The sequence below is a fragment of the Candidatus Methanocrinis alkalitolerans genome, from assembly GCF_029167205.1.
Classification (GTDB): Archaea; Halobacteriota; Methanosarcinia; order Methanotrichales; family Methanotrichaceae; genus Methanocrinis; species Methanocrinis alkalitolerans.
This window is the reverse complement of sequence record NZ_JARFPL010000006.1, coordinates 26,016-52,598: the sequence shown is the minus strand read 5'-3', so window position 1 is coordinate 52,598 and position 26,583 is coordinate 26,016. Positions and strand designations below refer to the sequence as shown.

Below are 26,583 nucleotides of genomic sequence, written 5' to 3'. Positions count from 1 at the left end.
GGACCCCTTCAACCTTCATCGAGCTTATTTCTTGTCGTTGACGACCTCGAAATCGGCGTCTATAGTCTCGCTGGAGGAGGAACCGGAACCGGTCGGCTGGTTTTGTTGCTGCTCTTGCTGTTGTTGCTTCTCTGCCGCCCTCTGGTACATAGCCGTCGACAGCTCGTAGATGGCGTTCTGGAGCAATTCTGCCTTCTCCTTGATCTTCTCGATCTCTCCGTCGGCGAGGGCCTCCTTCGCCTCCTCGATCGCCTTCTCGATCTTCTCCCTCTGATCGGCTGTGGCGACCTCCCCCGCCTCCTTGAGGGTCTTCTCGGCGGTGTAGACGAGGGTCTCGGCCTGGTTCTTCGCCTCGATCTCCTCTTTCCTCTTGGTGTCCTCGTAGGCGTGTTCCTCGGCCTCTCTCACCTTCCGCTCGATCTCGTTCTGGGAGAGCTTGTGGGGGGCGGAGATGGTGATAGCCTGCTCTTTGCCGGTGGCCAGGTCCTTGGCAGAGACGTTCAAAATCCCGTTGGCGTCGATGTCGAAGGTGACCTCGATCTGGGGTATGCCCCTCGGCGCCGGCGGTATCCCCGAGAGGGTGAACCTGCCCAGGGATGTGTTGTCCTTGGCCATGGGCCTCTCCCCCTGGAGGATGTGGATCTCGACGGAGGTCTGATTGTCGGCGGCCGTCGTGAAGATCTGGCTCTTTCTTGTGGGGATGGTGGTGTTCCTCTCGATCAGCTTCGTCGCGACGCCCCCGAGGGTCTCTATCCCCAGGCTGAGGGGAGTCACGTCCAGAAGGAGGATGTCCTTCACCTCGCCTCCCAGGACCCCACCCTGGACCGCAGCACCGATGGCGACGCACTCCATGGGGTCGACGCCCCCTTCCGCCTCCTTGCCCATGAAGTCGCTGACGAACTTTCTGACTGCGGGCATCCGGGTGGGGCCGCCGACGAGGACGATCTTGTCGATCTTGGTCTTGTCGAGCTTGGCGTCCCGGATCGCCTGGGTCATGGGGCCGCGGCATCGCTCCAGGACCTCCTTTATCAGCTCTTCGAGCTTCGCCCGGGTGACGGTGACGTCCAGGTGTTTGGGACCGGTCTGGTCTGCGGTGATGTAGGGGAGGTTGATCGTCGTCTGGAGGACCGATGAGAGCTCGATCTTCGCGATCTCCACCGCCTCCCTCAGCCTCTGTATAGCCATCCGGTCTCCCTTCAGGTCGACCCCCGACTCCTGCCGGAACTTCTCGACGACGTAGTTCGTCAGGATCTCGTCCATATCCCGGCCTCCGAGCTGGGTGTCTCCGCTCGTAGACTTCACCTCGAAGACCCCCTCTCCCGCCTCCATGATGGTGACGTCCAGGGTCCCCCCGCCGAAGTCGAAGACCATCAGGGTCGCCTCCCCCTCCCTGTCCATCCCGTAGGCGAGGGCTGCGGCAGTCGGCTCGTTGATGATCCGGACCACCTCGAGGCCGGCGATCGTACCGGCGTCTTTGGTCGCCTGCCTCTGGTTGTCGTTGAAGTAGGCGGGGACGGTGATCACCGCCTTCTCCACCTTCTCCCCCAGGAACGCCTCGGCGTCGTCCTTGATCTTCCGGAGGATGTAGGAGGATATGTCCTGGGGGGTGTAGGACTTACCGAAGACCTCCACCCTGTAATCCTGACCCATTTTGCGCTTGATCCCCGTTATCGTCCCGTCGGGGTTCGTCGCCGCCTGTCTTCTGGCCGGCTCTCCCACCAGCCTCTGGCCGTCTTTGGTGAAGGCGACGTAGGACGGGAAGGCCTTTCCTCCGGCGACGATGCTCGTCCCCTCGGCGCTGGGGATCATGGTCGGCTTTCCGCCGATGAGGACGGCGGCTGCTGAGTTGCTCGTTCCCAGGTCTATGCCTATGATCTTGGACACATTATCACCTTCTCAAAATCGAACTATTGAATATTTACCGTTTTTTGGAGACGAGGACCTTGGAGAAGCGGATCACCCGAGAGTTGAGGGCGTAGCCGCGCAGGACCTCCTCGGTCACCGTCCCCTCTTCGCATTCGTCGGACTCCACCATCATCAGAGCCTCGTGTTTGTAGGGGTCGAACCTTTCCCCTACCGCCTCGATGGGGGCGAGCCCCTCGGTACCCAGGACGTCCAGAAGCTGCTTTCTGATCCTCTCCATCCCTTCGACCTGTTTTGCGGCCTGATCGAGGCTGTCCATCACCGGCAACAGCTTCGATATCAGCCTCTCCGAAGCGCGACCGGAGAGGGCTTCCTTCTCCCGGGCGGCTCGCTTGATGGTGTTATCCAGCTCCGCCCTGCACCGGAGAAGCTGGTCCCGACACTCTTCCGCCCGAAGGTTCGCCTCTTCGAGGCAGCTCAACAGCTCTTCGGGGCCCAGCTCGTCCAGGTCCAGACGTTCCGCCCCTTCGACCGGCTCGTCAAGCTTGGAGCCCATCTCCGGCGATATTCTCTTCTCCTTCCTTCCAGAAGGATCGTCGACCTTTTCGCTATGCTTCGACTTCATAAACCACCCCGCATCGTCAAGGGGAACCGAAGACGATCGACGGAAAGTTATGATCGGCAGGGCCGGAGGGGCGGCCGACGCCCCTCGGACCCGCATACTTCGACCGCTCCCCTCACATCATGGGGGGCATCATCGGCCTTCGAGTGTAGTCGTGAGGGCTCTGGCCCGGCTTGGGCTTGAGCCCCTCGACCTTCGCCGCGATGACGTCGTCGACCCGCAGGACAAGGGTGGCGGCGGCGGTGCCGGACTTGATAGCCTGGGTCTTGACCTTCAGCGGCTCGACGACGCCCTGGGCCATCATATCGGCGGCCTTGCCGGTGTTTATATCGAGGCCGTATCCCTTATTTCCGGCGCCGTGGCTCGATCTGAGGCCGACCAGAACGTCTATAGAGTCGAAACCAGCGTTCTCGGCCAGGTTTACGGGGATCTCCTCGACGGCGTCGGCGAAGGCCCTGACGGCGAGCTGGTCCCTACCGGTGATGGTGGTGGCGTACTGCCGGAGCCTCTCTGCCACCTCGATCTCAGGTGCCCCGCCCCCAGGGACGATCTTCTTAGACTCCAGGACCGTCGCCACAGACCAGAGGGCGTCTTCGAGAGCCCTCTCGACGTTATCCCGGAGCTGCTCGCTCGACCCATGGACGACCGCCGTCACAGCCCTGGCGCCGTGGCAGCCCTCGACGAAGATCATCTTCTTCTCCTTTCCGACCTTCTTCTCCCCCACCAGGTCGGCGGCCCCCAGGTCCTCTTCCCTCATCTCCAGGGGGTCGGTGACGATCTTACCTCCTGTGGCGAGAGCCATAAACTTCAAATCCTCGTCGCTGACCCTCCTAGCAGCTATGATCCCGTAGTTGGCGAGGTACCGGGAGGCATAAGCTCCAATACCCTGCTTGCAGAAGACGACGTTCGCCCCGACCTTGGCCATCGCCTCCACCTTCTCCTTCAGAACCTCATCCTCCCCCTCTCGGAAGCTGCTGAGGCTTTCGGGGCTGGATATGGTAACCTTGGCGTCGGTGGAGAGCTTCTTCAGCTCCAGGGTGCTGTCGAGGAGGGCGATCTTCGCCCCCTCTATCTTCTTCGGCATATCGGGGTTGAGCCTCTCCTTGTCCAGGACGACGCCGTGGATGAGGACCGTCTCCTTTACAGAGCCGCCGGAGATCTTGACGAATTTGACCCTCTCCTCGACGTCCACCTTCCCATCCTCCTCGATAGCCGCTGCGGCGTCGATGCATATGTCGGAGAGCATGTCCTTGAAGATCTCGATCCCCTTCCCGGTCATGGCAGTCTCGGCAATCTTCTTCAATACCCCGAGATCTTCCTTTGAGACTGCCACCGCCATCTCTTCCAGGAACTCGTAGGCTTTATTCTGGGCCGCCTTATAGCCCATGACTATAACTGTGGGATGGACACCTATGTTGATCAGCTCCTCGGCGTTCTCAAGGAGCCCTCCGGCGATGACGACGGCGGACGTCGTCCCGTCCCCCACCTCGTCCTCCTGTGCCCGGGCAACCTCTACGATCATCTTCGCCACGGGATGCTCGATATCCATCTCTCTGAGGATGGTGGCCCCATCGTTGGTGATGACTATGTCACCGGTGCCGTCCACCATCATCTTGTCCATCCCCTTGGGGCCCAGGGTCGTCTTCAAGACATCCGCCACGGCCTTAGCCGCATGGATGTTCCTCCGCTGAGCGTCCTTTCCGGTCTCGCGCGTATGTCCTTCCTTCAGGATCAGTATAGGAGCGTTTGTTAAGCCCGCCAAATCGAGTCCTCCCCTTTCGTTCTGGTCATCAGCAGTTTGAAGTTCTATATAAATATTGCGCGACTCCGCCTCGGGCTCTGAAGCCGACCGTCCGGGAGTCGGGATCCAGTATAGAGACTATATAGGAAAACGCTATATATAAGGGTATGATGAAGGTTGATCGATTGAACCAACCTGAAAAGTCAAGAAGGATTCGGGTTCTGGCGGCGGCCCTCCTCCTCATGGCGGCGGGATGCGTCGACCGGGAGGGGAGAGAGAACCTGGTGATCACCGGCTCGACGACCGTCCTTCCCGCCGCGGAGAGGTGCGCGGAGGCGTTCAAGATGACCCAGGACGAGATCGGGGTCCAGGTCAGCAGCGGCGGATCTGGGAGGGGCATCCTGGACGTGGCTTCGGGGCTTTCAGATATCGGCATGGCCTCCCGAGAGGTCAAGGACTCCGAAATCGAAAGGTTCGGGGACCATTTCGTAGAGCATCTCATAGGTTACGACGCCATCGCCGTAGCCGTCAGCAAGGACGTCTACGACGCCGGCGTGACGGAGCTCTCTTCTGAAGATGTTTCCAAGATATACTCCGGCGAGATCGATAACTGGAGATATATCGGCGGTCCCGATATGATGATACTCCCCGTCGCCAGAGTGCCGGGGTCTGGGACCGGCGAGACCTTCAACGAGATGATCATGGGGAGCATCAGAGCCGAGACCGAGGGGGTCGAGGTCAACGCCATGGAGAACGCCGAGATAAAGACCCTCATCGTCCAGAGCGATAAGGCCATCGGATACCTGGGAATAGGATACACCACCACCGGAGACCTCCGGGCCGTCGCCATCGACGGGATCGCTCCGTCGGCCGAAAACGTCAAGGACCGAAGCTACAAGCTGTCGAGGCCCCTGTACCTCTACACCTGGAACGGGACGAGCAAGACCGAGGCCCAGTTCATAGATTTCATCCTGGGGCCGGAAGGTCAGAGGATAATTGAGGAGGAGGGCTTCTTCCCGGTCGCAGCCTCCAGCGTAGAAGGAGCTGCATGAATACGAACGGCGATTTCGGGCCCGAGCTCATTTATGGGGTCGTACAATGTCATTCAAGATCGAATCGAAGAACCTGAACCTGTGGTACGGCGATAACCACGCCCTTAAAGATATATCTATAGGGATACCTGAGAATAATATTACCGCCCTGATAGGCCCTTCTGGGTGCGGGAAGTCCACCTTCATCCGCTGTCTGAACCGGATGAACGACCTCGTGGACATCGTCAGGATCGATGGCGAAGTCCTATACAACGGCGTCGACATATATGATAGGGAGATGGACGTGGTGGAGCTACGAAAGAACATCGGGATGGTCTTCCAGAAGCCCAACCCCTTCCCCATGTCCATCTACGACAACATAGCCTACGGCCCCAGGATCCACGGAGCGAAGAACGTCGACAAGATCGTAGAGATGAGCCTCAAAGACGCCGCCCTCTGGGAAGAGGTCTCTGACCGCCTGGATAAACCCGCCATGGGGCTCTCGGGGGGGCAGCAGCAGAGGCTCTGCATCGCAAGAACCCTCGCCATGAAGCCGGACGTCATCCTCTTCGACGAGCCCTGCAGCGCCCTCGACCCCGTATCCACTGCGAAGATCGAGGAGCTGATGGACGAGCTGAGGGGGTCGTACACCCAGGTGATCGTGACCCACAACATGCAGCAGGCAGCCAGGGTCTCAGACCATACCGCCTACTTCCTCCTCGGCGAGCTGATCGAGTGCGGGGAGACGAAAGAGATCTTCGAGAACCCGAAAGAGAAGAGCACCGAGGATTACATAACGGGCAGGTTCGGATGAGTTCATCTATAGATAAGGGGGAGAGATGAGTCCTTATAGAGAGCGTTATCACAGGGAGCTCCAAGAGCTCAAGATGGACGCGGAGAGGCTGGTGGAGGAGGTCGATATGGCGGTCGCCAAGTCGGTGGACGCCCTCAGAGAGTACGATGTCGAGAAGGCCCGAGAGGTGATAAGGGACGACCAGGTGATCAACGACCTCAACCTGAGGATCGAGAAGCGTTGCATGCAGCTATTGGCCCTTCAGCAGCCGATGGCCAAAGACCTCCGGCTCATAGTCACCACCCTCAAGATCGGCGTAGATCTCGAGCGGATCGGAGACCTGGCGGTGGACATATCGAGGATCGTAGTCCACTCCAGAAACAAGGTCCACGTCAAGAGCCTCAAGAACATACCCAGGATGGCGGAGATATCCAGAGAGATGCTGCTTCAGGCGAACCGGGCCTTCAAGGAGAACGATGCAAACCTCGCCCGGGAGACGACCAAGTGGGACTACGAGGTGGACGCCCTCTACCAGAAGGTGAGGGATACCCTCCTCAAGATCATCGGCGGAAACCCCGACCTCATAGAAGACGCAACCCCCCTCCTTCTGGTGAACAAGCACCTCGAGAGGATCGCAGATCATGTATGCAACATATGCGAGAGCATCATCTACATGGTCGAGGCGAAGAGAGAGCATCTCAACTGAAAGTGCAGGGTTTTTATGGAGACCAGAAAAGTGCAACGGACGGGAAAGTCCACCTTCATCGTCTCTCTTCCCAAGGTCTGGGCCGTAAAGAACCAGATCCATCCCGGCTCGCTGATATACATAAACCAGAGCGACAACGGAGCCCTGGTCCTATCCCCCGACAGGTCCGAGAGGGAGCTCGTAGCGAGGCTTGAGATCGGCGAGAAGGTCGGCGACCCCCTGATAAGAGACATCATCGGATGCTACGTCTCAGGGTACAGGACGATGGAGGTCACCTCATCCCACATGACCGCAGACCAGAAGAGAGACATTCACCAGATCGTCCAGAAGCTGATCGGCCCCGAGATCCTGGAGGAGACGGTCAACAAGGTTCTGATACAGGACCTGATCGACCCGGAGGAGCTCCAGTCCGAACGTGCCCTCCGGAGGATCAAGACGGTGGTCCGGTCGATGATCCAGGACGCCCTCACAGCCATGGTGACCAACGACCGGGAGATGGCCGCCGACGTCATCCAGAGGGACGACGACGTAGACCGGCTCTACCTTCTCGTCTCGCGGCAGTTCACCGAGATCCTGCGGTCAGGCTCGGTGAAGCAGGAGTCCCTCGACCCCATCACCGCCTTCAACTACACCCGGGCGGCCACAAACCTGGAGCGGATGGCAGACCACGCCTCCAGGATCGCGGCGATGATCCTGAAGTGCGACTGCACCCTCCCGGCCGAGATCGTCGAGGAGATGGGCCAGATATCCCCCAAGCTGTTGGACCAAGTCGAGGACTCGATATCGTCCCTCGTCTTGCTCAACTCCGAAAAGGCGAACGAGGTGATCGAGTCGAGCCGGCAGCTGAGAAGGCAGATAAACCAGATGATCGCCTCCACCAACTTCTCTGAAGAGCACGAGGGAGCCCTTTTGAGGATGGTGATCAGCAGCATCGAGCGGATGCTCGACTACATCAAGAACATCGGCGAGCTCGCGATAAACCTCAGCCAGATACCACCCCATCCCGAGGCGAAGTAGTTGGCTGCGCCCTCCGCCGAGGAGAGGAGGCGTTTATATTCGCTCCAGGACGAGATCGCGTCCAAGATCGTCCTGGAAGACCGGTTCTCCGAAGAGGTGGTCGCCGGGGTCGACCAGGCCTTCATATCGAGAGAAGACGGCAGGGAGATGGTGGTCAGCGGTGCCGTCGCCTTAGACCCCTCTCTTTCGCTGATATCAAAATCCTGGGCGGTCCTCGAAACTTCTTTTCCTTACCTTCCAGGCCTTCTATCCTTTCGGGAGGGGCCGGCAGCCGTCGAGGCGATCAGGCGGCTTGAGGCGAAGCCCACCATCCTCTTCGTCGACGGCTGCGGGGTCAACCATCCCCGAAGGGCGGGCCTGGCGAGCGTCATTGGGGTGACCCTGGAGATCCCCACCGCAGGCGTGAGCAAGAACGTCCTCTGCGGCACCTTCGATCCGCCCGATCGGGTGGGCGACGCCTCGCCCCTGGTCTACGAGGGCGAACGGGTGGGGTACGTCCTCCTCTCCAAAAAGAGGTGCAGGCCGATCGTGGTCGCTCCGGGCACCGGGGTCTCCGTCGAGTCGGCCCTGGACCTGGCCCGGCGATATCTGCGGGACCACAAGCTTCCAGAGCCGTGCTTCGCTGCCCATCAGCATGTAAACGATGTGAAGAGCCGAATTTTGAGCGGCGAGTTCTCTTTTTAATCCAAAAGTAGATTCAAATGGCAGATCTCCTTCTCGACTTCCAAAAGCCTCTTTTTCAGGTCGACGCCCAGACTGTAGCCCCCAATATCCTTTGATCCCACCACCCGGTGGCAGGGTATGATCAGGGGGAAGGGGTTGGCAGCAAGGGCCGAGCCTACGGCCCTGGCGGCTTTGGGTCTGCCCAGCCTTTCGGCCACCTGCCCATAGGTCAGGGTCTCGCCGGGAGGGATGGAGGCGACGAAGCTCAGAACCTCCCTTTGGAACTCGGTGAGGCCGGAGAGGTCGAGGAGGTCCCAGGGGACCTTCTCGCCTCCAAGCCAGCATCTCAGAATCGCCTCTTTCTCCTCCGGAGGCATGGGAACTTTCGGCCTCTCCGCAGAGAAGCTGATCCCCCCGATCCAGCCTTCGTGCCTCTCCACCAGGAGGTAGAAGCCGAGGGGCTCAAGAAAGATCCCTTCCGTCATCCCCTCCTTCCGATCGGCATCGCTCCCTTCTTCTCTCCCGGTCACGGCCGCCTTCCGGTCATATCCAGGATGGAGGGTCGAGACCCCATCTCCACGATCTCCGTCGCGAGAGACTTCGTGTCCAGGATCGCCACCGTCTTTCGGCCTGTGAAGTGGCCCCAGACCTCGCCAGGATTGATCATCAGCGTTCTTCCGGGAACGACGTTCACGTGATGGTCGTGCCCCCGGACCACCACGTCGTAGAGGCCCGACTCCAAGAGCCCCGCCACCAGAGGCTCGTAGGTCCCGTGGAGGAGGGCGATGGTCCTGCCGTCTGCCTCGATCTCGCCGAAGTCGTCGAGGAACTCGCCCCCGACCCGGCCGAAGTCCCGCTTGAGTCCGGTCCTATCTCCGTCGTTGTTCCCGTAGACGAGTTTCAACTCGCCCTCCCATCCCTCAAAGGCATAGCACATGCCCGGGGCTATGACGTCCCCTGCATGAAGTATCATATCGACGTTCCGTTCCTTGAATATCTCCACCGCCTCCAGGAGGCCGGGAAAGTTGTCGTGAGAGTCAGACATGAGACCGATCAACATAGATATCACAAACCTTCCGCCTGAGGGTCGCCGTCCAAGACGGCCCCAAAAGAGACCGGGATGACCGCTTATAGATCTGATCCTCCCCCTTCGGAAACGGATATGCGTCACGCCCGTATGAATCGAAAGGGCTAAATACGAGAGTCGCGTTGCAGAGTTGGACCCGCCTTAACTCAGCCTGGTAGAGTGCGCGGCTGTAGTAGGTTTCGCACCTTTTGGTGCACCGTGCGGCTACCGCGATGTCCCCGGTTCGAATCTGGGAGGCGGGACCTAGCTTTGAGTCCGGATAGTGTAGAGGCCTATCATGAAGCCCTGTCGAGGCTTCGACCCGGGTTCGACTCCCGGTCCGGGCGTTAAACGAGGGCGCAACCTTTGGGACCTGGCGCCCTCCTCTTCTGAGATCATCTCGCCATATCAGAGGATCTATTGGCCATGCGGAAGCCATATCAGAGGATCTATTCATCGGCCGAAGATCAGTTTTCGTAGTAGTTCTGCCGAAAAGTTTATTACTGAATAATATAACTTTGGCTTGTCGTGTATAGGCATTCCATCTATCCATCAGAGGACCAACGTCCGCGCCCTCGATGCTCAAGATGCACGACCTCGCCGCAAGATCGAGGGCGATAGAGGTGCTCCTGCCCCCGGAAGGGCGGGGGCATACTCGACCCTCTTACCCCCATTTCGGGGCGGAGAGCACTCCTCTTCTGCCATAGGCCTCCGACCGTCAAAGTTCGGGCTCCATTTCCAGCTCCACGATCCTCCTCTCAATGGTTCTTATCTTCTCCTCCACCGCCTCCACCTCGACGTTACGCCTCGCGGTGAGGATCTCCAAAAGGTCGATCATCCCCTGAGTCGACTCGTCCTCTGAAAACCAGGGGTGGGCCTTCGATAAGATCTCGAGCCTCTCCTCCAGAACTTCGCAAGCTCCGATCAGCCGATCCCCCGGAGACTCCCGGTTCTCCTGCAGAAGGGAGAGGGGCATCATCAGCCTCTCAAGGCATCTGTAGTACTCGACGAGGTCCTCTCCGAGAAGTATTGGAGGTGCCATCCCCCTTTCGAGACTTTCATAGGGCATGGTGATCTGCTGGAGTTTTTCGCTCCAAATTGCCCAATAATCATCCATACGCCGAATTCCTCCAGCAATTGATTAAGGGTGTAACGTACTTAGTTTTATCGGAGCCCCGCCACAACGGCCGCGATCTCCCTTCCATAATGATGATAGAGACCATCGCTTTGGTCCGCTGACGGATGGGCCCGTCCCCGGCGGGTCGCGCCCCCCCACCACCGTCATGAGAACTTCCGTCCGCAGGTTCTGGTCTTGCTGGCGCAGCGGCTCGACCAGAGGGGGCCCTCCTTGGGGACCGGACTGCCCTCTTTGAGGTTGTAGAGCCTCCAGCCGATCCTCATCCCCTCAGAGACCATAAGACCGTCGGCCATCTCCTTTGGGATCCGCCAGCTAGACCCCCCCCTCTCGAAGACGTAGTAGAGCCAAACGTGGTCGATGTCATTTGAGAAGCCGTCTATGGAGGCGACCTGCGACCTGCATCCGCCGACGGCGCTCTCCTCTCGGGAGATCTCGACGTCGGCGGCGGCCAACAGAGCATCGAGGACGGAAGTTCCTGGAGGGACCTTCAGCGCCACTTGCCTGATCCGGTCGGATCCGTAATTTATGCTGACGAACGCCCTGAGATCCCCCTTACCGCGGCCGAAGAACATCAATAGAGCTGTCGGCCCGAAGATACAAGACCTTGTCGCCCTCTTCGCGATGCTCCGGCCAAAGAGGAGGCATAACCTTTCCCGGTGAAGAAAATGAGCTGATCCGGGGAAGGATCGAGCCCCCGGATCAAGCCCGGAGGTACCTCTTCTTGAAGTAGGTGTACTCGCCGAGGGCCTTTCGGATCATCTCCGTCGCCTTCTCCCGTTCCCCCTCGTCGCCGCAGCACCTCGCCACCATCTCCCCGAGACGTTCCTCGGGGTCGTAATTGAAGAACCGGAGGAGCTTCTCGCAAGCGTCCCCACGGACAACCCTGGATATCCGCCAGCCACCGTCCTCCACTACGACGTGGACCTCGTTGGCGCATCCCAGGAGGTTGTGAAAGTCCCCCAGGGTGTCCTGGTAGGCGCCGAGGAGGAAGGTTCCCAGGTAGTAGTCCTCATCCTCCAGGAGATCGTGGAGGGGGAGGAAGTCGGCGTTCTCCCCGGCGAAGCTCCTGATCTCGCCGTCGGAGTCGCAGGTGATGTCGGCTATCGTCCCCCTCACCCTCGGCTCCTCGTGGAGCCTGTGCAGCGGCATCGTGGGAAATATCTGCTGGACCCCCCACATGTCCGGGACGGACTGGAATAAGGAGAAGTTTCCGATATACTTCTTGCTGAGGAGCTTCTTCAGGCTCTCGAACTCCTCGGAGTCGTTCTCGTCGGCATCGGCGAAGGAGGCGGCCTTCTGGCAGACCTTCCAGAAGAGGAGGTCTCCCTTGGACCTCTCCTCCAGGCCGATGTTGCCCAGGTTGAAGGCGTCGAAGAGCTCTTCACGGTAGTGGAGGGCGTCGTGATAGAACTCGGCGTAGTTCTCCAGATCCATGTTATCGAGGGCCTGGCGCATATCCTCTATCTGGACCGGGTCATCCTCCTCGGCGACGACATCGAGCCCCTCTTTGGAGTTCTTCTTTCCGATCACCTTGAAGGCGAGGAAGGAGTGGTAGGCGGCGATCGCCCGGCCGCTCTCGGAGACGATGGTGGGGCAGGGGACCTGCTCCTCATCGCAGGTCCTCTGGAGGGTGTAGACGACGTCGTTGGAGTACTCCTGGAGGGTGTAGTTGGCGCTGGCGGGGGTCGGGGTCTTGGATCCGTCATAATCGACGCTGAGACCCCCGCCGACGTTGAAGTACTCCACATCCGCCACCTTCCTCACCTTGGCGTAGATCCTGGCCGCCTCGTTCATGGCGATCTTGATCTTCCTGATGTCCGTGATCTGAGAGCCTATGTGAAAGTGGAGCATCTTCAGCCGGTCGATCATCCCGTTATCCGAAAGGATCCGGATCGACTCCAGGATCTCGGCGGTGGAGAGGCCGAACTTGGAGAGCTCCCCGCCGGACTCCTCCCAGCGGCCCGAGCCTCTGGAGAAGAGCTTCGTCCGCAGGCCGAGGATCGGCTTGGACCCCAGCTCTTTGGAACACCGGATGAGGTCGAAGATCTCCTCGAATATGTCGATGACGATGACGATATTGTGGGCATCTCCGAACTTTAGGGCGAGCTTGAGGTAGTCGCTGTCCTTGTAGCCGTTGCAGATGATCAGAGCCTCGGGGCCGAGGCCCAGAGATAGGGCGGCGAGGAGCTCCGCCTTCGTCCCCACCTCCAGGCCGACGTTCAACCTCTTTCCGCCGGTGGCGATGTACTCCACCACCTCCTTCCTCTGGTTGACCTTCATGGGGAAGACGAGCCTGTATCCGCCCCGATACTCCAGCTCCTCCATCGAGGCGAGGAAGGCTCCGTTGATCTCCTCCAGCCTGTCCTCCAGGATCTGGGGGAATCGAAAGAGGACAGGAAACTCGGCCACGCCCAACTCGTCGATCCGGCGGACGACCTCCATCACGTCCACCCCCCCAGACGCCTCCTTCCGGGGGTATACCGCCAGGTTCCCTTGCTCATTTATCGCGAAGTAACCGTTTCCCCAACCTTCGACGCCGTAGAGGTTCTCAGAGTCTTCAATCGTCCACATCCACCCTCCTCCTGCAGACTGCAGCCCTCTTCGACCGTCCCCCTTTGATATCGCCCTCCCCATTGATGCATTTATAAACCCTTGACCTCGTCATGGAAATATCAACCCCTGCACCGCCGCCGCCGGGAAAAAACCCGGCTGAAACGCCGACCTTTGAACTTGAGCTTGGCATTGAGGGCGATCACGATATATAACTTCGATGTCGAGATTATTTTATAAAATAAAACGCCCCTCCGTGACAACGTTTAATAGTCCTGGGGGCGATCCCCATGTCGCGGGATTAAAATGACGGGTAATGATCACGACCACCGTTTTCGCGACGTCGATAAGCTCGCCACCACCATAAAGATGGGAGGGCGGAGCGTCCGCCGGCTCGCGACGGACATGTCGAACCTCGGGTTTCAGGCCGGCCAGCTCGGCCGGTCGGTGGATGCGTGGGAGAGGATGCTCGCCGAGGAGGAGATCACCATATTCATGGGGCTTGCGGGAGCTATGGTGCCGGCGGGCCTCCGAGAGATCATCTCCCACCTCATCTCCGAGAGGATGGTCGACTGCCTCGTCAGCACCGGGGCGAACCTCTTCCACGACCTCTGCGAGGGGCTCGGCGTCGTCCACTACCGGGGCGACCCCGCCGCCGACGACGGGGATCTGAGGGAGGAGGGGATCGATCGGATATTCGACGTATACGTCTCGGAGGCGGGGCTGCAGAGGGGTGACAGGTACGTCGCCGAGTTCGTCAAGACCCTCGATCCCGGAAGAGGTTACTCTTCCAGGGAGATGATGGAGATGCTGGGGGAGAGGATGCCTGCAGCCACCATCCTCGGCAGCGCCCGCCGGGCCGGGGTTCCGATATACGTTCCCGCCCTATCCGACAGCTCCATCGGGATAGGGATGGTCCTGGCGTGGAGGGAGGGGCACCGGGTCGTCGTCGACCAGATAAGAGACGTCGACGAGATCAGCCAGATCACCGAGAAGTCCAGTCAGACCGGGGTCATCTTCGTCGGCGGCGGCGTCCCCAAGAACTTCATCCAGCAGACGAAGGTCGTCGCAGACCTCTCCGGCAGGTACCGGGGAGGCCACAACTACGCCATCCAGTACACCATCGATCCGCCCCACTTCGGGGGGCTCTCCGGCTGCACCTTCAGCGAGGGGGTCTCTTGGGGGAAGATCTCGAAGGAGGCGAGGATGATCCAGGTCTTCGTCGACGCCACCATCGCCCTCCCCATAGTCGTCCACGCCCTGGACGAGAGCCCCATCCGGCGCAGGAAGCCTCCGCGCTACGCCTGGGAAGAAGGCGACCTCACCCTCAGATACGGGGACAGCTGATAATGCCCGGATAAAGGAGAGAAGAAGGAGTATAATATAAAGGGGAGGCGGGGGGGCTCTCCTATCAGGAGGCCGTGGCGCTCGCGAGCTCTATGCTGCCGTCCCGATCGCCGTTCCCCTCCACCAGGACGACCTGGTCGCCCTCGTTCCAGATGTAGATATACTTCAGCTCCTTTCCGACCGCCGACCTGATCTCCGTCACCTCGCGGCCGTTGACGACGGCGGTGCCGAACCGGTCGACCCCCACGAAGGGCGGCTTCTCGAACTTCGGCTGGCCGATGTAGTTATTCACGGCAGCCTCCGCCTTCGATTCACTCTCGCAGTCCATCACCGTTATCTTCGAGTCGTAGCCGCTGCCCATCTCTGCCCACTGGTAGATGCCGATGGCGGCCCGGACGGCGCCGATATCCTCATCTCCCCTGAAATCGGCGATCTCGTCCTCGATATTTATGCCGGGGGTCGAGTCGTCGATGACGGCGATGAAGGTGAAGCCCTCGGGGAGGTTCTCCGTCGGCACCCTCGGCCCTTCGCCTCCGGCCTCATCCGAGCTGATGCAGCCGGCGGTGAGGACCGTTCCAGCGATGATCAGCATGCAAACCGCGTACTTCAGGTTCATGAGAGCTAGGTAGGTCGGTTTAAGCCAGATAAAGGCTTTGCTGGGTGACTGCTCCCTACCCCTGAAGGGGCAGGGCTTCCATCGATTCGATACGAAGAGATTGTAGCCCCAATCTCAGAATGATGAGCAAAATCTAATCGCTTATTAGCTATCCTTTCGTGGACTCGTCGGACAAGGCAGAGAGTTACGCCGAGTTCGAGGACGACGCGAAGAGGATGATCAACTGATGCGCCGATGACCGGAAACCTAAGCCGGCTCCAAAAATGCCCTCTGGGCCGAGATGTTCACCTCGACGATCCTGCCTTTTGCCTCCTTGGTCCTGCCCAGGATGTCCTCCATCAGGACCATCTCTCCTCTGGTGGAGAGGACGACGACCCCCTCCATCAGGCTCTCCTTCTCGCCCTTCATGAAAACGGATAGCTCGCACATGATAATTACCTCGAAAAATCCCGTAAATCCCGTCCATCTCGAAAATTTAAGTAGCAGGCGGACCCGGTGGGATTCGAACCCACGACCCCCGGGTTAGAAGCCCGGTGCTATATCCTGGCTAAGCCACGGGCCCGCTACACGACCGAAACCGTGATCGAAATCGAATTTCAGGCAGCTTCGGGGAGCTTCTGCCCCAGGGAGACCTTCAGCTGATCCTGGAGCTGACCGAACCGCTTCTGGATCCGCTCCTCCTGCTTTTCGAGGGTCTTCAGCCTCAGGTCGAGGACGTCTTTTTTGTCCTTCAGCTCCTCGATCAGCTTGGCCCGATCGGCCTTGAAGAGTACCTCGCCGACGCTCTTATAAATAACCGCTCCCTCATCGCTCGCCTCCAGCTCCTTGACCGCAGACTCCGTCTCCCGGATTATCATCTCTATCTGGCTCTTCTGGCTCAGCAGCGTCTGAGCCTGTTGCTGAAGCTGCTGAAGCTGTGCTATCTGGTTTTGTACCTGTGGTGGCAATTCGGTGCTCATACTTTCACCATATCCAATGCTATATCGACCAACCTGATCCACGTGTTCATGGCGGCCCTGAAAGAGACGACGTCATCGCTCTCGATCCTGAGGAGGAGCCCCTCCTCACAGGCATGGAGGCTTATCTCGCTTTTCTGGACCTGATCTTCCGCCTCGGGGGCGAGGGCTGCCATCACCCTTTCGGGGTCCTCCACCTCGAAGACGATCTCGCCGATCCCCTTCATATATTCAGCCTCAGGATCAGATCCCCGCCGTCGACGAAATCGACGAATCCGTCGCATACCCTGATCGCCCTTCCGGCTGCAGCCTCCGCCGCATGGTCGAGGTCGAAGAACTCCGCGAGATCTCTCGCGGAGTTCCCAGCCCCCACCACCACCGGCCTCGTCATCTTCAGCCTCTTAGATCCGCCCTCGCAGGAGAGGGTGAAGCGGAAGACCTCCTCCTCGCCTCTGGACCTTCTGGCGATCCCCGTGGGGCTCCCGTCCCCTTCGACGACGACCATCCAGACCCCATCATCATCGAGGCCGGACTTGCCGCGGGTCATGTAGTCGGCGCCGAGAAAGCGCGCCAGAGTCCGGGCGAGCCTCCTCGTCCGGGGGGAGGGCCTCCTGGAGGTGGTGAACCTCATCAGACCGCTTTCATCCTCTTGACGGTGGTGGGCCTCTCCTTCATGAGGATCCGATGGCCACAGTAGGGACACCTGATGCCGCTGTACTCGTAGTCAACCTCCACGGTCTTCTTGCATCTGGTGCACCTGTAGGCCAAGCTATTCAGCCTCCACAGCCCTCTTAACAGATCGGGCCACGGACTGGCCGACGGAGGTGACGGGGATGTAAGTTCCACCTGCGAAGGTGTGATCGCACTTGGTGCACCTCCAGATCCCGGTCCCCTCCCTCTTCACCTGCATCCGGCCGCATACGGGACAGTCGTACCTCTTCTTGCTCCTCTCCTCGATATCTGCGACCAGCTTTCGGATCTTCCTTCCGTACCGAGGGCCGAACCTTCCGGCGGACCTCGTCTTCCTGCCCTTCTTGAACTTCTTGACCATGATTTATACTTCCAGAAACTTCTCCCGGATCTCTTTAGCCCTCTCACATGCTATATCAACGATGCGGTGGATGGCATCCTGGCTTATGGATCCGGGGCCGCTCTTCTGCATACCACATATCGACCCGTCGGCGGTGGTTATCACCGTCAGCTTCGTGTCCGCCACCGACTCCTCGTCGGTGTCGGGATCGAAGATGATGGCGTCTCCGAACTCGACGGCGGTGGTGGCCACCGGCACGTCCTTCACCGGAAGAGGGTAATCCTCGCCGAGGCCGTACTGGGCGGCCGGTACCTTCGCCGTCATGAGAGCCGCGATCGCTCCGAGGCTCGAGGCGTCCATGAGGTTTCCGCAGTCGTCCAGGATGTGAACGTCTATGAAGATTATCCAGACCTTCTCGCCCGTTGTGATGCAGAGCGCCTCCAGGTCGATGGCCCCCGACTCCCGGACGCCCCGATCGACGACCCGGGCGAGCTCGATGCCCACCTCGTTGGGGGGGCCGGGCTCGAAGCTGGGAGAGGCGAGGGGGACGAGCTCCGCGTTGGTGATGATGACCCCCTTGTTGGGGGTGTCCGAGAAAGGCTCCCCCGGCTGGATCTTCACCCCCACCATCACCTGGGTCTTCCCAAGCTTGACGAGGGCGCTGCCGTCGGCCTTCCTTATCAGCCCCGTCTCGAGGACGATATCTCGATACTCATCGAAGCGTCTGCCGTCCGCCCTCTCGCCCTTCAAAACCAGGTGGTAGAGGTAGTCCTTCCTGATCTCCGCCATCACGACGTCGCTCATATCTCTTCCCCCGCCATGGCGACGGCCTCATCGCAGATCTCCGGTTCCATGTGGCTGTACCTGTCCACCAGAACCTTCCTCTGGATCTCGTAGATCTGCCGGCATCCGGCCTTCGCCAGATCCACAGCTCTTTTAAGCTCGTCTTTCGTCAGCCGGCCGTCCATCTGGAGGAGGGTGATATCTCCGCCGGGGGTCATGGCTATGGGAACGTCCGCCTCTCCAAGGTTGTCCTCGATCTTCATGGGGTCGAGGACGATCTCGCCGTCGACCTTGCCGGCGGCGCAGGAGGATATGAGGCTCTTCATGGGGATCCCCGCGTCCGCGAGAGCCACCGAGGCGGCGTTTATGCCGGCGGTCCTGGTGCCGGCGTCGGCCTGGAGGACCTCGACGAAGATGTCGACGACGGACTTTGGGAAGTATGACGTCAGCACCACAGGCTCCAGCGCCTCTCTGCTGACCTTCGAGACCTCGTTGCTCCTCCGGTCGGGACCTGGCCTCTTCCTCTCCTCTACGGAGAAGGAGGCCATGTTGTACCGATACCGAACTATCGCCCGGGTCACCTCCTGGAGGTGGCGGGGATGGACCTCCCTGGGGCCGTAGACCGCCGCTATCACCCTGTTGTCGCCCATCTCCATGTAGCACGAACCGTCGGCTCTCGCCAGCACTCCCACCTCGATCTTGATGGGTCGCAGCTCGTCGGAGCGCCTCCCGTCGAGCCTAACTCCGTCTTTGAAAAATGATAACTTCTCATCCATGCCGATCAACTTCTGGCCTCTTTCTCCACCCTCAGAAAATCCATTATCCTGTCGGTGAGCCCCGTCGTATGGGCTTCTTTCTCTATGATGAGGATCGTCCTCAGGGCCAGGTCCATGTCGTCGTCTTGGCCGTCGACCCAGATCCTGCCGTTCTGCCCTACGAATATGTTGCAGTTCAGCTCCTTCTTCAGCATGTTTATCATGGAGCCGCCCTTCCCGATGAGCCTGGGAACCCTGGTGGGGCTTATCTCCGCCACCCTCCCTCTCGTCAGGATCCCGAGCCTTCGATCGTTCATGGTCAGCTCCACCTTCATGGTGGAGTCGACGTCCTTGACCCGGATCATCGCGGTGCTGCCTATCCGCAGGTACTTGGACATCTCGTTCATCTCTATCTTCCTCGGCAGCTCGGATATGTGGAGGAGGCCCTCATAAGGAGAGTTTATGTTGATGATCCAGTTTGAAAAGACGATGTCCTGGACGACGCCCACCACCGTATCTCCCGGCAAGGGGACGTACTTTCCGGCGAGAGGTATCACCCGCACTTTATCCTTGTAGCTGCTGGCCATCCCGTAGAGGAGGGAGAAGACCTTCCCGTCCTTTACGTAAGTGCCCTCTCCCGCCGTTTTAGGGTCATCTGAGAGGAGGTCCCCGGGCACCACCACGTTACGATCCATGCGATCCATTAAAAGTCCTCGGTCAAAACCGTCATCGTTTCAGTAGCTTCGTCTCGGCGTCCCCTTTGGAGAGCCGGTTGACCAGGCTGTAAAACTCGTTCTGAAGCCCGGCCGGGATCCGAACGACCCCGATCCAAGATCCGTCGTTCTGCCACTGCTCTCTCTGGAGCTTGCCGAAGGTGGCGACCTCGCCGTATGCCTTGGGGGCGTAAGCCGGCGGTATCTTCACCGCCACGTCCACCTCTTCGAACCTTATCGGTATTAGAGGCCTTATGGCCTTCATGGTGATGTTGACCATCTCTTCGACGGATTTTGTAGGATCGACGTGGACGTGGGCCTCTTCCATGGCCCGCTCGATCCTGGCGGGGGGGTGAGGGGTCCCGGTCTGGGGGTTGATGGCGTTCATGGCGATGAGGTGGACGACCTGCCTTCTCTTATTCTCGATGATCCTCTTCCTCTGCTCTGCAGTCAGCTGGATCTCGCCCTTCTTGATGATCTTTGCGGCTATCGCCAAAACGTCGGTCGTCTCGAAGGCCCCGAGGAGATCCTCCTCGGAGCTTCTGTCCCCGCGACTGGCGTTCTCGAAGACGTCCTCCGCGGCCAAGATCTTCTCGACCTCCACCTTATCGCCCTGACGAAAGGACATGGCACCCTCGGGGTCCACCAGAACCTCGAAGACGGCGCCGTGGGTCTTGAGCCTGGCCGTCACCGCCTCCTCCAGGGTGACCATCCTCACTCCTCTCCGACGCCCTCGCCGCCGATTCCGGCCTTCATCTCCTCCACCCTGGCGGCCACGTCCTCCTCTTCGAGCTTACGGAAGAGCTTCTCTTCAAGCTTGATCACCCCTATCTCGGTGGTGGAGGCCTCAAACTTCCCCTCGGCAGCCTTGTACAGCGCCTCAAGCCCCAGGAGGATCGCCTGATCGCAGTCCATATCCTCCCGGTACTTCTCCTCGAAGATCTCCATGACGGCGGACCTGCCGGCCCCGATCCCGGTGGCCTTGTACTCCAGCAGGGCGCCGGAAGGGTCGGTCTCAAAGAGCCGCACCCGCTCTTCGTCAGCGCCGACGATGAGAAGCGACGTCCCGAAGGGCCTGACCCCGCCGTACTGGGTGTAGGTCTGCTTGAAGTCGCAGATCCTCTTGGCCAGGACCTCGACCCCTATGCTCTCGTCGTATACGAGCCGGTTTATCTGAGACTCCACCCGGGCCCTATCGATGAGGACTCGAGCGTCGGCGACGAGGCCGGAGGTAGCAGCGCCGATGTGCTGGTCGATCTGGAATATCTTCTCTATCGACTCCGGCTCCATCAACCTGCTGGTAATCCTCTTGTCCACCAGTACCGCCACGCCGTCGACGGCCTTGATCCCAACGGCGGTGGTGCCCCTCCTCACAGCCTCGCGGGCGTACTCCACCTGAAACAGCCGCCCGTCGGGGCTGAAGACCGTTATAGCCCTATCATAACCCATCTGAGGTGCCATCTGCATCAATATCCTCTCCGCATAAATCAAAAGAGGTCAGTCCCACGTACCGTGTGCCTGATCCTTCCGTTATCTTCTGGTCATCTGGAGCCAGGTCGATCTCACGACCATGAACGCGGACAACAGATCCAGAAACGAGCCCTAAATCGACTCTTCTCTCATTTTCGTCGGGCTGTAAGGTCGATTGCGGTATATACTTTTCTGTCGCGGCTTTGATCGTCCCCGAAATCCCCCTCACCCTTATGGCCGCCCTCGTCCCCCCGACGGAATGGACGGTGGCGAGGAGGGCCCTGCACTCCTCCGTCCTATCGTGGGAACAGCGGAGAAGGCCGAACCTTCCGTCGAAGGAGATTATCCGGAGCCGGTTTTTTGCAGCCCCCAGGTCGCCGAATAGGGAGGTCTGGGCGGACCGGACCTCCCTTGTCAGGTCCACCGCCCTGATCCGCCCCTCGGCCTCCACCTCGATGGCCAGATACCTCCTCCTATCTCGGAGGACCGGAAGCCAGCTCCTCAAAGGACCTCCACCCCCACCGACGCCCACATCCTCCGGTTGAGGTCCAGGATCGATCTGGGGAGGGCGAGGGCGTCAAGGGCCCGGTCCCTCTCCACCCCCAGGAGGGATGCCAGGGCCATCGCCTCCCGGGGAGATCGAAGGTCGAGGTGAGATGCGGCGCCCGTCGATATCATCAGATGGAGGTCGAACTTCCTTACCAGGTCCAGGTCCCTTTTGACCGCCTCCATCCAACGGACCCTCCCGCCTCCCCGGAGGCGGATCATCGGTCCCAGATCGAGACATATCGCCACCTGGTTATCCCTCGCAGCCCTCGCCGCCGCCACCCCGATCCCCGCCCTTCCGCCCTGGGGATGAGCGAGCATGTCGACGTTGGGGTCTTCGCAGGCGGCCCGGTTGATCTTCTCGTCTCCCCCGTGGACGGCGATGAAGGCGACCTTATTGCGGAGGGACGCAGCCCTGGAGTGGACCGCCCTCTGATCTGCGGCCACGATCTCGGCGCCGAAGACAACCTCGATCCCTCCCGCGAGCCTCGCGCCGTCGGAGCCGAAGGGCGGGACGGTAGCGTTGTGGTTTGTGATGATGATCCCGGAGTAGCCGAGCTTCCTCGCCGCCAGGGCCATCCTGCTGGGGGAGTCTGAGCCGTCCGGAAGGGTGTGAAGGTTGCACTCGAAATACGTCATAAAAGGTCCTCGGCGACCTTCAAAGCCCTATCTCGCCTCGCAGGATAAGATTCCAGATGAGCAGAGACCGAGATGGCGTCGCCGCAGTCTGCCAGACGGACCTCCCCTTCGCAGGCCGCCTGTTTGTCGAGGCGGAGGTAGAGTTTGCAGTCATCGTCGACCCTCTGGGCCGCCTCTCGCCTCAGCCTGGCCATATCCCCCTCAGGGAGAGCCTCCCTGAGGAGGAGAAAGAACCTCAGCCCCTCCTTCTTCCCGAGGGTGGCGGATAGGATGATGATCTCGTTTCCGAAATGGCCGACGGCGGAGGTTTTGGATACGGAGCCCTTCGGGACGAAGAGGGATAGGGCCTCTCTCACCTTTCCATCGTCCTCGGTGGAGGCGACGAAGGCTCGAAAGGTCACCCTGTGAATCAAATCACTTTCCTCTCACTTTCCTCTGCTATCGTGGGCCCTTATGCTGGGACGGACCTTCTCGGCGCCGATCCCCTTCTTCTGCAGGCCCCTGCCCCGCTTTCCGGCGCTCGTCTTCCCACGGTTAGCCCTGCCTCTGTGGCTTGCGCCCCTTATCCAGGAGAGGTTGGAGTCGGAGGCTATCGCCGGATGGAACGGATCGACGAGGATCACCTCGTACCACTTCTGCTTTCCGTCCTCCCCCACCCAGTAGGAGTTCAGGACCTCCATGTTGGGGTGCTTTCGGCCGGCCCGCTCTTCGGCGATCCTCTGGAGGCTCTTTGCGGGGGTTATCTTGTGCATCCCCATGTGCTTGGTCCGCCGCCCCCTAATGTACCTGGACTTTCTCCTCCCGCCGCGCCTGACCTTAACCCGAACGACGATGATCCCCTGCTTCGCCTTGTAGCCCAAGGCGCGAGCCCTGTCGAGCCTGGTGGGGCGGTCTATCTTCTGGACGGTCTCCTCCCGCCGCCACCCGACGAGCCTCTCCTGCCGCAGCTCGCCGACGTAGCTCTCGCCGGGGGTCTTCCACGCGTCGCGGATGTATGCATAAAAAGACTTCAATAGCTTCACCTCATCCGGTTCGACCATGCCGGGTCACATTCCGGACCGGTCCCCCTATCGGCTCATAGAAGATAAACCTTTTCCGGCCTTTTTGGAGAACCGCTTCCGAACCGAGGCGATCGACATACAGCCTTCTGCCTACAGCCTTCTGCCTACAGCCTTCTACCTACAGCCTTCTACCTACAGCCTTCTGCCGCACCTCTCATGCCATCGAGCTGAACCTCTCCCCTCCCCGAAGACGAAGGCTCTGCCCTTCAATCCCTCAGCCGTTCCGACAGGAGCCACCGGCGCGGCTCCCTCTCCTCTTCCAGGGCGAAGGCGGCCTTAAGTCTGCCCTTCACCTTAACCCTGGTGAAGACGAGCCGCTCACCGTTCTTTGCCTCGACGAGGGCGAGGAGCTCCTCCATCTCCCGGTCGGATAGCTCGATCACCCCTTCCCTTCCGGTGAGCCAGTTGAATATCTGGACCTCGTTTATCTCCCGAACCCGCTTGAGGGGTTCGATCTCGGTATCTTCGCCGATCTGGACGCTCCTCCCCTCCTCCGGCGACCAGCCTATCTTCCTCTTCTCCGCCGCGAGGAAGGATATGGGGACTTTCTCCCCCTCCAGGGGTTTGGGGTAGAGGGCGGTCAGCCTCTTCTCCGCATCTCCCATCGATGAGACGGGATCTGTGGCCCCCGATCCGTCTTGCCTCCTCGGATGCTGGACCTCGCCGCCTCCCGGCTCCATCATGCCAGAGTCCCCTCCCCCTCTTCTTCCCTTCCCGAAGGCGGATCGATCTCGGCGACCTTTTTCGTCGCAAGTATGGTCAGGTCCTCGCCTCATAATCGATCCTCTTCTTGAGGATGCACCCCCCGCCCCGGAGGCCCCCCAGAGGGTGTCTCGGGGTTCCCATGGAGTTCATGCACCTCGCCATCACCGCCGCCCCTCGAGCGAGGCCGTCGTCGACGAAGACGACGTTCTTCTCCGGCACGTCGTATAAATTTAAGGATCCGATCTCCTCCAAGATCAGCTCCGGCTTGTTGCCGCTGATCCCCGCCCTCCCGGTGATCCCCATCGCCGTCTCCTTGGTGACGAGCCCCGCCTCCATCGCCACCTCCACAAGCCGCCTGGCGGTCAGGGCCGCGGCTACGTCTATCGCCCCAAATAGCGTCTTAATCCCCCTCTCCTGGCAGATCTCCCCGCCTATCTGGGCGAGACGGTTGAGGAGGCTTCCGTTCTCCCCGACGTCGCAGCCTATGAGGACGACCCCTATCTTCTTCGCCGCCGCCGGGTCGACGGGGACGGAGCCGTACCTGGTCCTGCCGGCGGGGACCCTCTCGATCCTTATATGCTCGTCGATGGTCCTCGCGTAATCCCGGGCGTGTTTATCGATCTTAACCTTCTTGCCGTTGAAGATGTCGAGGGTGGTTCCCGTCTGGGGGTCGACGAGCCCCGTCCCCTGGATCAGGGCGTCGGGGATCGCCCCCGCAAGGCCGCAGAAGTTGCCGATGGTGTTCGCGTAGGGCATCTCCGCCGAGGTGATCCTCCCGTCGAGGGTCGTCCCGAAGTCGAGGGAGAGGCATGGGTTTCGGTAGTCGACGTCGGTCCACTTCGCCCCCTCCTTTATCCCGGCGGTGGCGAGCTCTCCTTCCATCTCGTTGGCGACGATCTCGACCCCCGTCGAGCCCTTCGGCGGAAAGACCGAGGCGACGGGGCCGTTGAAGACTATCTTGTCCATGAGACAGTAAGCCCTGAACTTCGCCGGTATGTTCTGGATCGACATCGCCGGGGTCATAAGCCTGGGGGGGACCCCGGCCATGAGGCATCCCTCGGCGAGGGCCTGGATGAAGGTTCCCACCTCGTCGGGCGACGAGAAGCCGGCGACGACCCCCGTCGACCGGACGACGAAGTTCAGGTCGTCCTTGATGGAGAGCCTCGCCTTGGCGTGGCTCTCCAGGAGGGCGTCTCTGACGAGCTCCGAGACCGACTCCCGAGTGAGGGGGGTGCCGCAGAGGGTATGAGCAAAGACCTCCTCGCCCGGCCTGGGCCTTCGGACGTCCCGGGTCATCTTCACCGTCTTGTTGACTATACGGGTCTGGCCGTTCTTCATGTTCGTCGCGGTGAGGATGCATTTTGTAGTGCTGTTGCCCACCTCCACAGAGGCGACGATGTAGTAGGGCTCCTTCTTCAGCTCCAGGATGTCCACCGGGGGGCTCTCGGCGATCCTCGGTTTCGGCTTCGATCTGAGGAGACGGGCGATGCTCATACATCCGGGAACGGAACTTACAGAGCATAAACTCTTCGGGCCCGCCCCGAATCGAAAGTTTGATTTTATGGCAGGAGAAGGAAGACCGCGTGTATTCGGCAGCGGTGGTGGGGGCGGGCCCCGCGGGGAGCACGGCGGCCCGCTTTCTATCGGAGAAGGGGCACGATGTAATCCTCATCGATCGAAAGGAGGTGGTGGGGGTCCCAAAGCAGTGCGCTGAAGGGCTCTTTTCCGACTGCCTCCCCGAATTTGCGACGGAGATCGGCGGCTTTATCACAGGAAAGATCCGATACCTGGAGGTCGTCTTTCCCAACCTCGCCAGCTACCGCGTGAGGTGCGACCTTTTCATGCTCGACCGCCCGGAATTCGACCAGCATCTTCTGAAGCTCGCGGAGCGGTCGGGGGCGCAGGTCGCCCTCGGCGAGAAGGCCGAGAGGATCGACCCCGAGTCCGGCATGATCCGCCTGCGGGGAGGGGAGACGATCAGAGCCGAAGCGATAGTCGGCGCCGATGGACCCGCCTCGCGGGTGGCAAAGTCGATGAAAGTGAAAAACCGGCTAATTCCGGCGGCCCAGATGGAGATCGCCTGGCCGGAGGACGACGCCATTTATGCATACCTCGACCACGACCTCTGCCCCCACGACACCGGCACCACCCAAAAATCCCGCTCTTACTCCTGCTGGGTATTCCCCAAGAACGAGCGGGGGACCGCCAACGTCGGCTGCTTCGGGACCTTCCCCACCCTGGAGAGGTTCGTATCGAAGTACAGGATCGCCGGCGACGTCGTCGAAAAGAACGGGGGGGCGATACCCCTGGGCGTCGCCGAGAGGCTCCAGCGAAGAAGAGCCGTCCTCATCGGGGACGCTGGAGGGCTCACCAACCCCTTCACCGGCGGCGGCCTCTATCCGGCGGCGAGGTCGGCGAAGATAGCCGCCGACGCCATCGACCGTTTCCTCAGAGGCGAGACGGAGCGGATCGAGTATGAATCGAGGATGAGGAGAGACTTCGTCGCCTCCGGCCTCCACATGAGAGGGAGAAACGCCCTCGCGGCCCTCTCCAACGACGAACTATGCCGGCTCGGGGACGCCATGGACGGCCTCGTCTTCCCAGGCCTAAGGCTCTCCGCAAGCCCCCTGCTCGTCTATCGGGGGCTGCGCCACCCCGGGATCATGAGGCCGAAGTACGCCCCCCTCTTAAACCTCCTATTCCGCTACTGCCTGGCGGGGAAGGTATGGTGAAGGGGCGGGGGGCTTCTCGAAGGAGCCCCTTCCTCCGATC

At 60.5% G+C, this 26,583-nt stretch carries 34 protein-coding genes and 3 tRNA genes; 9 read left to right on the top strand and 28 right to left on the bottom strand.

Annotated features, from left to right (window positions below):
• Positions 1-24: 24 nt before the first annotated feature.
• The 3 genes from dnaK to thsA all read right to left on the bottom strand — a co-directional run bounded on the left by dnaK (position 25) and on the right by thsA (position 4,247).
• Entirely contained in the window at positions 25-1,884 is a 1,860-nt protein-coding gene (gene dnaK / locus P0O24_RS02965) for a molecular chaperone DnaK (RefSeq protein WP_316968248.1), read from the bottom strand.
• Positions 1,885-1,918: 34 nt separating this feature from the next.
• Positions 1,919-2,488, bottom strand: coding sequence for a nucleotide exchange factor GrpE (locus tag P0O24_RS02960; protein WP_316968247.1), 570 nt, complete (start codon positions 2,486-2,488; stop codon positions 1,919-1,921).
• Between the two features lie 112 nt (positions 2,489-2,600).
• Positions 2,601-4,247, bottom strand: coding sequence for a thermosome subunit alpha (gene thsA, locus P0O24_RS02955; protein WP_316968246.1), 1,647 nt, complete (start codon positions 4,245-4,247; stop codon positions 2,601-2,603).
• 164 nt (positions 4,248-4,411) lie between these two features.
• On the opposite strand from thsA, the gene P0O24_RS02950 reads away from it, so the two are divergent.
• Genes P0O24_RS02950 through P0O24_RS02930 form a run of 5 tightly spaced genes read left to right on the top strand, consistent with a single transcriptional unit; the run spans position 4,412 to position 8,457 of the window.
• On the top strand, positions 4,412-5,278 hold the full coding sequence (locus P0O24_RS02950; RefSeq protein WP_316968245.1) for a phosphate ABC transporter substrate-binding protein: 867 nt from the start codon (positions 4,412-4,414) through the stop codon (positions 5,276-5,278).
• 46 nt (positions 5,279-5,324) lie between these two features.
• Positions 5,325-6,071, top strand: coding sequence for a phosphate ABC transporter ATP-binding protein PstB (gene pstB / locus P0O24_RS02945; RefSeq protein ID WP_316968244.1), 747 nt, complete (start codon positions 5,325-5,327; stop codon positions 6,069-6,071).
• 25 nt (positions 6,072-6,096) lie between these two features.
• Complete coding sequence (gene phoU, locus P0O24_RS02940; RefSeq protein ID WP_316968243.1) at positions 6,097-6,756, top strand: phosphate signaling complex protein PhoU; 660 nt, start codon at positions 6,097-6,099, stop codon at positions 6,754-6,756.
• Between the two features lie 15 nt (positions 6,757-6,771).
• Positions 6,772-7,773 (top strand): phosphate signaling complex PhoU family protein, encoded by a 1,002-nt coding sequence (locus P0O24_RS02935; protein ID WP_316968242.1) that lies wholly within the window; start codon positions 6,772-6,774, stop codon positions 7,771-7,773.
• On the top strand, positions 7,774-8,457 hold the full coding sequence (locus P0O24_RS02930; protein WP_316968241.1) for an endonuclease V: 684 nt from the start codon (positions 7,774-7,776) through the stop codon (positions 8,455-8,457). It abuts the gene before it with no gap.
• On the opposite strand, the gene P0O24_RS02925 is transcribed toward P0O24_RS02930, so the two are convergent.
• Positions 8,454-8,966 (bottom strand): methylated-DNA--[protein]-cysteine S-methyltransferase, encoded by a 513-nt coding sequence (locus P0O24_RS02925; RefSeq protein ID WP_316968240.1) that lies wholly within the window; start codon positions 8,964-8,966, stop codon positions 8,454-8,456. The genes P0O24_RS02930 and P0O24_RS02925 overlap by 4 nt on opposite strands.
• Positions 8,963-9,496 carry a metallophosphoesterase gene (locus tag P0O24_RS02920; RefSeq protein ID WP_316968239.1) on the bottom strand — a complete coding sequence of 178 codons (534 nt, stop codon included), beginning with the start codon at positions 9,494-9,496 and terminating at the stop codon, positions 8,963-8,965. Before P0O24_RS02920 ends, P0O24_RS02925 begins: the two co-directional genes overlap by 4 nt.
• A 162-nt stretch (positions 9,497-9,658) precedes the next feature.
• Here P0O24_RS02920 and P0O24_RS02915 point away from each other — a divergent pair.
• Positions 9,659-9,765: transfer RNA gene (locus tag P0O24_RS02915), tRNA-Tyr, on the top strand.
• Between the two features lie 11 nt (positions 9,766-9,776).
• Positions 9,777-9,849: transfer RNA gene (locus P0O24_RS02910), tRNA-Asp, on the top strand.
• Between the two features lie 371 nt (positions 9,850-10,220).
• On the opposite strand, the gene P0O24_RS02905 is transcribed toward P0O24_RS02910, so the two are convergent.
• The 4 genes from P0O24_RS02905 to P0O24_RS02890 form a co-directional block, all read right to left on the bottom strand.
• Positions 10,221-10,571, bottom strand: a complete 351-nt coding sequence (locus P0O24_RS02905) for a hypothetical protein (protein ID WP_316968238.1) — start codon at positions 10,569-10,571, stop codon at positions 10,221-10,223.
• Between the two features lie 212 nt (positions 10,572-10,783).
• On the bottom strand, positions 10,784-11,212 hold the full coding sequence (locus P0O24_RS02900) for a hypothetical protein (RefSeq protein WP_316968237.1): 429 nt from the start codon (positions 11,210-11,212) through the stop codon (positions 10,784-10,786).
• A gap of 127 nt (positions 11,213-11,339) precedes the next feature.
• Entirely contained in the window at positions 11,340-13,211 is a 1,872-nt protein-coding gene (gene speA / locus P0O24_RS02895) for a biosynthetic arginine decarboxylase (protein ID WP_316968236.1), read from the bottom strand.
• A complete protein-coding gene (locus P0O24_RS02890) occupies positions 13,198-13,383 on the bottom strand; it encodes a hypothetical protein (RefSeq protein WP_316968235.1) in 186 nt (61 codons plus the stop codon). Before P0O24_RS02890 ends, speA begins: the two co-directional genes overlap by 14 nt.
• A 113-nt stretch (positions 13,384-13,496) precedes the next feature.
• Here P0O24_RS02890 and P0O24_RS02885 point away from each other — a divergent pair, with 113 nt between their 5' ends.
• Positions 13,497-14,537, top strand: coding sequence for a deoxyhypusine synthase (locus tag P0O24_RS02885; protein WP_316968234.1), 1,041 nt, complete (start codon positions 13,497-13,499; stop codon positions 14,535-14,537).
• Positions 14,538-14,601: 64 nt separating this feature from the next.
• Here P0O24_RS02885 and P0O24_RS02880 read toward each other — a convergent pair whose 3' ends face one another.
• The 19 genes from P0O24_RS02880 to P0O24_RS02790 form a co-directional block, all read right to left on the bottom strand.
• The gene (locus P0O24_RS02880; protein ID WP_316968233.1) at positions 14,602-15,153 is read right to left on the bottom strand and encodes a hypothetical protein; all 552 of its coding nucleotides are present in this window, start codon (positions 15,151-15,153) and stop codon (positions 14,602-14,604) included.
• Between the two features lie 246 nt (positions 15,154-15,399).
• Complete coding sequence (locus P0O24_RS02875) at positions 15,400-15,582, bottom strand: CooT family nickel-binding protein (protein ID WP_316968232.1); 183 nt, start codon at positions 15,580-15,582, stop codon at positions 15,400-15,402.
• 58 nt (positions 15,583-15,640) lie between these two features.
• Positions 15,641-15,715, bottom strand: a tRNA-Arg gene (locus tag P0O24_RS02870).
• 34 nt (positions 15,716-15,749) lie between these two features.
• Positions 15,750-16,112, bottom strand: a complete 363-nt coding sequence (locus P0O24_RS02865) for a prefoldin subunit beta (RefSeq protein WP_316968231.1) — start codon at positions 16,110-16,112, stop codon at positions 15,750-15,752.
• Entirely contained in the window at positions 16,109-16,336 is a 228-nt protein-coding gene (locus P0O24_RS02860) for a KEOPS complex subunit Pcc1 (RefSeq protein WP_316968230.1), read from the bottom strand. The genes P0O24_RS02865 and P0O24_RS02860 overlap by 4 nt, the downstream gene beginning before the upstream one ends.
• The gene (locus P0O24_RS02855) at positions 16,333-16,740 is read right to left on the bottom strand and encodes a Brix domain-containing protein (RefSeq protein WP_316968229.1); all 408 of its coding nucleotides are present in this window, start codon (positions 16,738-16,740) and stop codon (positions 16,333-16,335) included. The genes P0O24_RS02860 and P0O24_RS02855 overlap by 4 nt, the downstream gene beginning before the upstream one ends.
• On the bottom strand, positions 16,740-16,877 hold the full coding sequence (locus P0O24_RS02850) for a DNA-directed RNA polymerase subunit P (RefSeq protein ID WP_014587687.1): 138 nt from the start codon (positions 16,875-16,877) through the stop codon (positions 16,740-16,742). Before P0O24_RS02850 ends, P0O24_RS02855 begins: the two co-directional genes overlap by 1 nt.
• 1 nt (position 16,878) lies before the next feature.
• A complete protein-coding gene (locus tag P0O24_RS02845) occupies positions 16,879-17,160 on the bottom strand; it encodes a 50S ribosomal protein L37ae (protein ID WP_316968228.1) in 282 nt (93 codons plus the stop codon).
• Positions 17,161-17,163: 3 nt separating this feature from the next.
• Positions 17,164-17,943: an exosome complex protein Rrp42 gene (gene rrp42 / locus P0O24_RS02840; RefSeq protein ID WP_316968227.1), complete on the bottom strand. Its 780-nt coding sequence runs from the start codon at positions 17,941-17,943 to the stop codon at positions 17,164-17,166.
• The gene (gene rrp41, locus P0O24_RS02835) at positions 17,940-18,698 is read right to left on the bottom strand and encodes an exosome complex exonuclease Rrp41 (RefSeq protein WP_316968226.1); all 759 of its coding nucleotides are present in this window, start codon (positions 18,696-18,698) and stop codon (positions 17,940-17,942) included. Before rrp41 ends, rrp42 begins: the two co-directional genes overlap by 4 nt.
• Before the next feature lie 5 nt (positions 18,699-18,703).
• A complete protein-coding gene (gene rrp4, locus P0O24_RS02830) occupies positions 18,704-19,381 on the bottom strand; it encodes an exosome complex RNA-binding protein Rrp4 (protein WP_316968225.1) in 678 nt (225 codons plus the stop codon).
• A gap of 22 nt (positions 19,382-19,403) precedes the next feature.
• Positions 19,404-20,102 (bottom strand): ribosome assembly factor SBDS, encoded by a 699-nt coding sequence (locus P0O24_RS02825; protein WP_316968224.1) that lies wholly within the window; start codon positions 20,100-20,102, stop codon positions 19,404-19,406.
• A gap of 2 nt (positions 20,103-20,104) precedes the next feature.
• A complete protein-coding gene (psmA, locus tag P0O24_RS02820; protein WP_316968223.1) occupies positions 20,105-20,857 on the bottom strand; it encodes an archaeal proteasome endopeptidase complex subunit alpha in 753 nt (250 codons plus the stop codon).
• The gene (locus tag P0O24_RS02815) at positions 20,829-21,365 is read right to left on the bottom strand and encodes an Rpp14/Pop5 family protein (RefSeq protein ID WP_316968222.1); all 537 of its coding nucleotides are present in this window, start codon (positions 21,363-21,365) and stop codon (positions 20,829-20,831) included. Before P0O24_RS02815 ends, psmA begins: the two co-directional genes overlap by 29 nt.
• On the bottom strand, positions 21,362-22,045 hold the full coding sequence (locus tag P0O24_RS02810; RefSeq protein ID WP_316968221.1) for an RNase P subunit p30 family protein: 684 nt from the start codon (positions 22,043-22,045) through the stop codon (positions 21,362-21,364). The genes P0O24_RS02815 and P0O24_RS02810 overlap by 4 nt, the downstream gene beginning before the upstream one ends.
• Entirely contained in the window at positions 22,042-22,458 is a 417-nt protein-coding gene (locus P0O24_RS02805; RefSeq protein WP_316968220.1) for an RNA-binding domain-containing protein, read from the bottom strand. Before P0O24_RS02805 ends, P0O24_RS02810 begins: the two co-directional genes overlap by 4 nt.
• A gap of 12 nt (positions 22,459-22,470) precedes the next feature.
• A complete protein-coding gene (locus P0O24_RS02800; protein ID WP_316968219.1) occupies positions 22,471-23,085 on the bottom strand; it encodes a 50S ribosomal protein L15e in 615 nt (204 codons plus the stop codon).
• A gap of 227 nt (positions 23,086-23,312) precedes the next feature.
• A complete protein-coding gene (locus P0O24_RS02795; protein ID WP_316968218.1) occupies positions 23,313-23,789 on the bottom strand; it encodes a hypothetical protein in 477 nt (158 codons plus the stop codon).
• A 76-nt stretch (positions 23,790-23,865) separates the two neighbouring features.
• Positions 23,866-25,305 carry a methanogenesis marker 14 protein gene (locus P0O24_RS02790; RefSeq protein WP_316968217.1) on the bottom strand — a complete coding sequence of 480 codons (1,440 nt, stop codon included), beginning with the start codon at positions 25,303-25,305 and terminating at the stop codon, positions 23,866-23,868.
• Between the two features lie 89 nt (positions 25,306-25,394).
• On the opposite strand from P0O24_RS02790, the gene P0O24_RS02785 reads away from it, so the two are divergent.
• Positions 25,395-26,543, top strand: coding sequence for an NAD(P)/FAD-dependent oxidoreductase (locus tag P0O24_RS02785; protein WP_316968216.1), 1,149 nt, complete (start codon positions 25,395-25,397; stop codon positions 26,541-26,543).
• Positions 26,544-26,583: the final 40 nt, after the last annotated feature.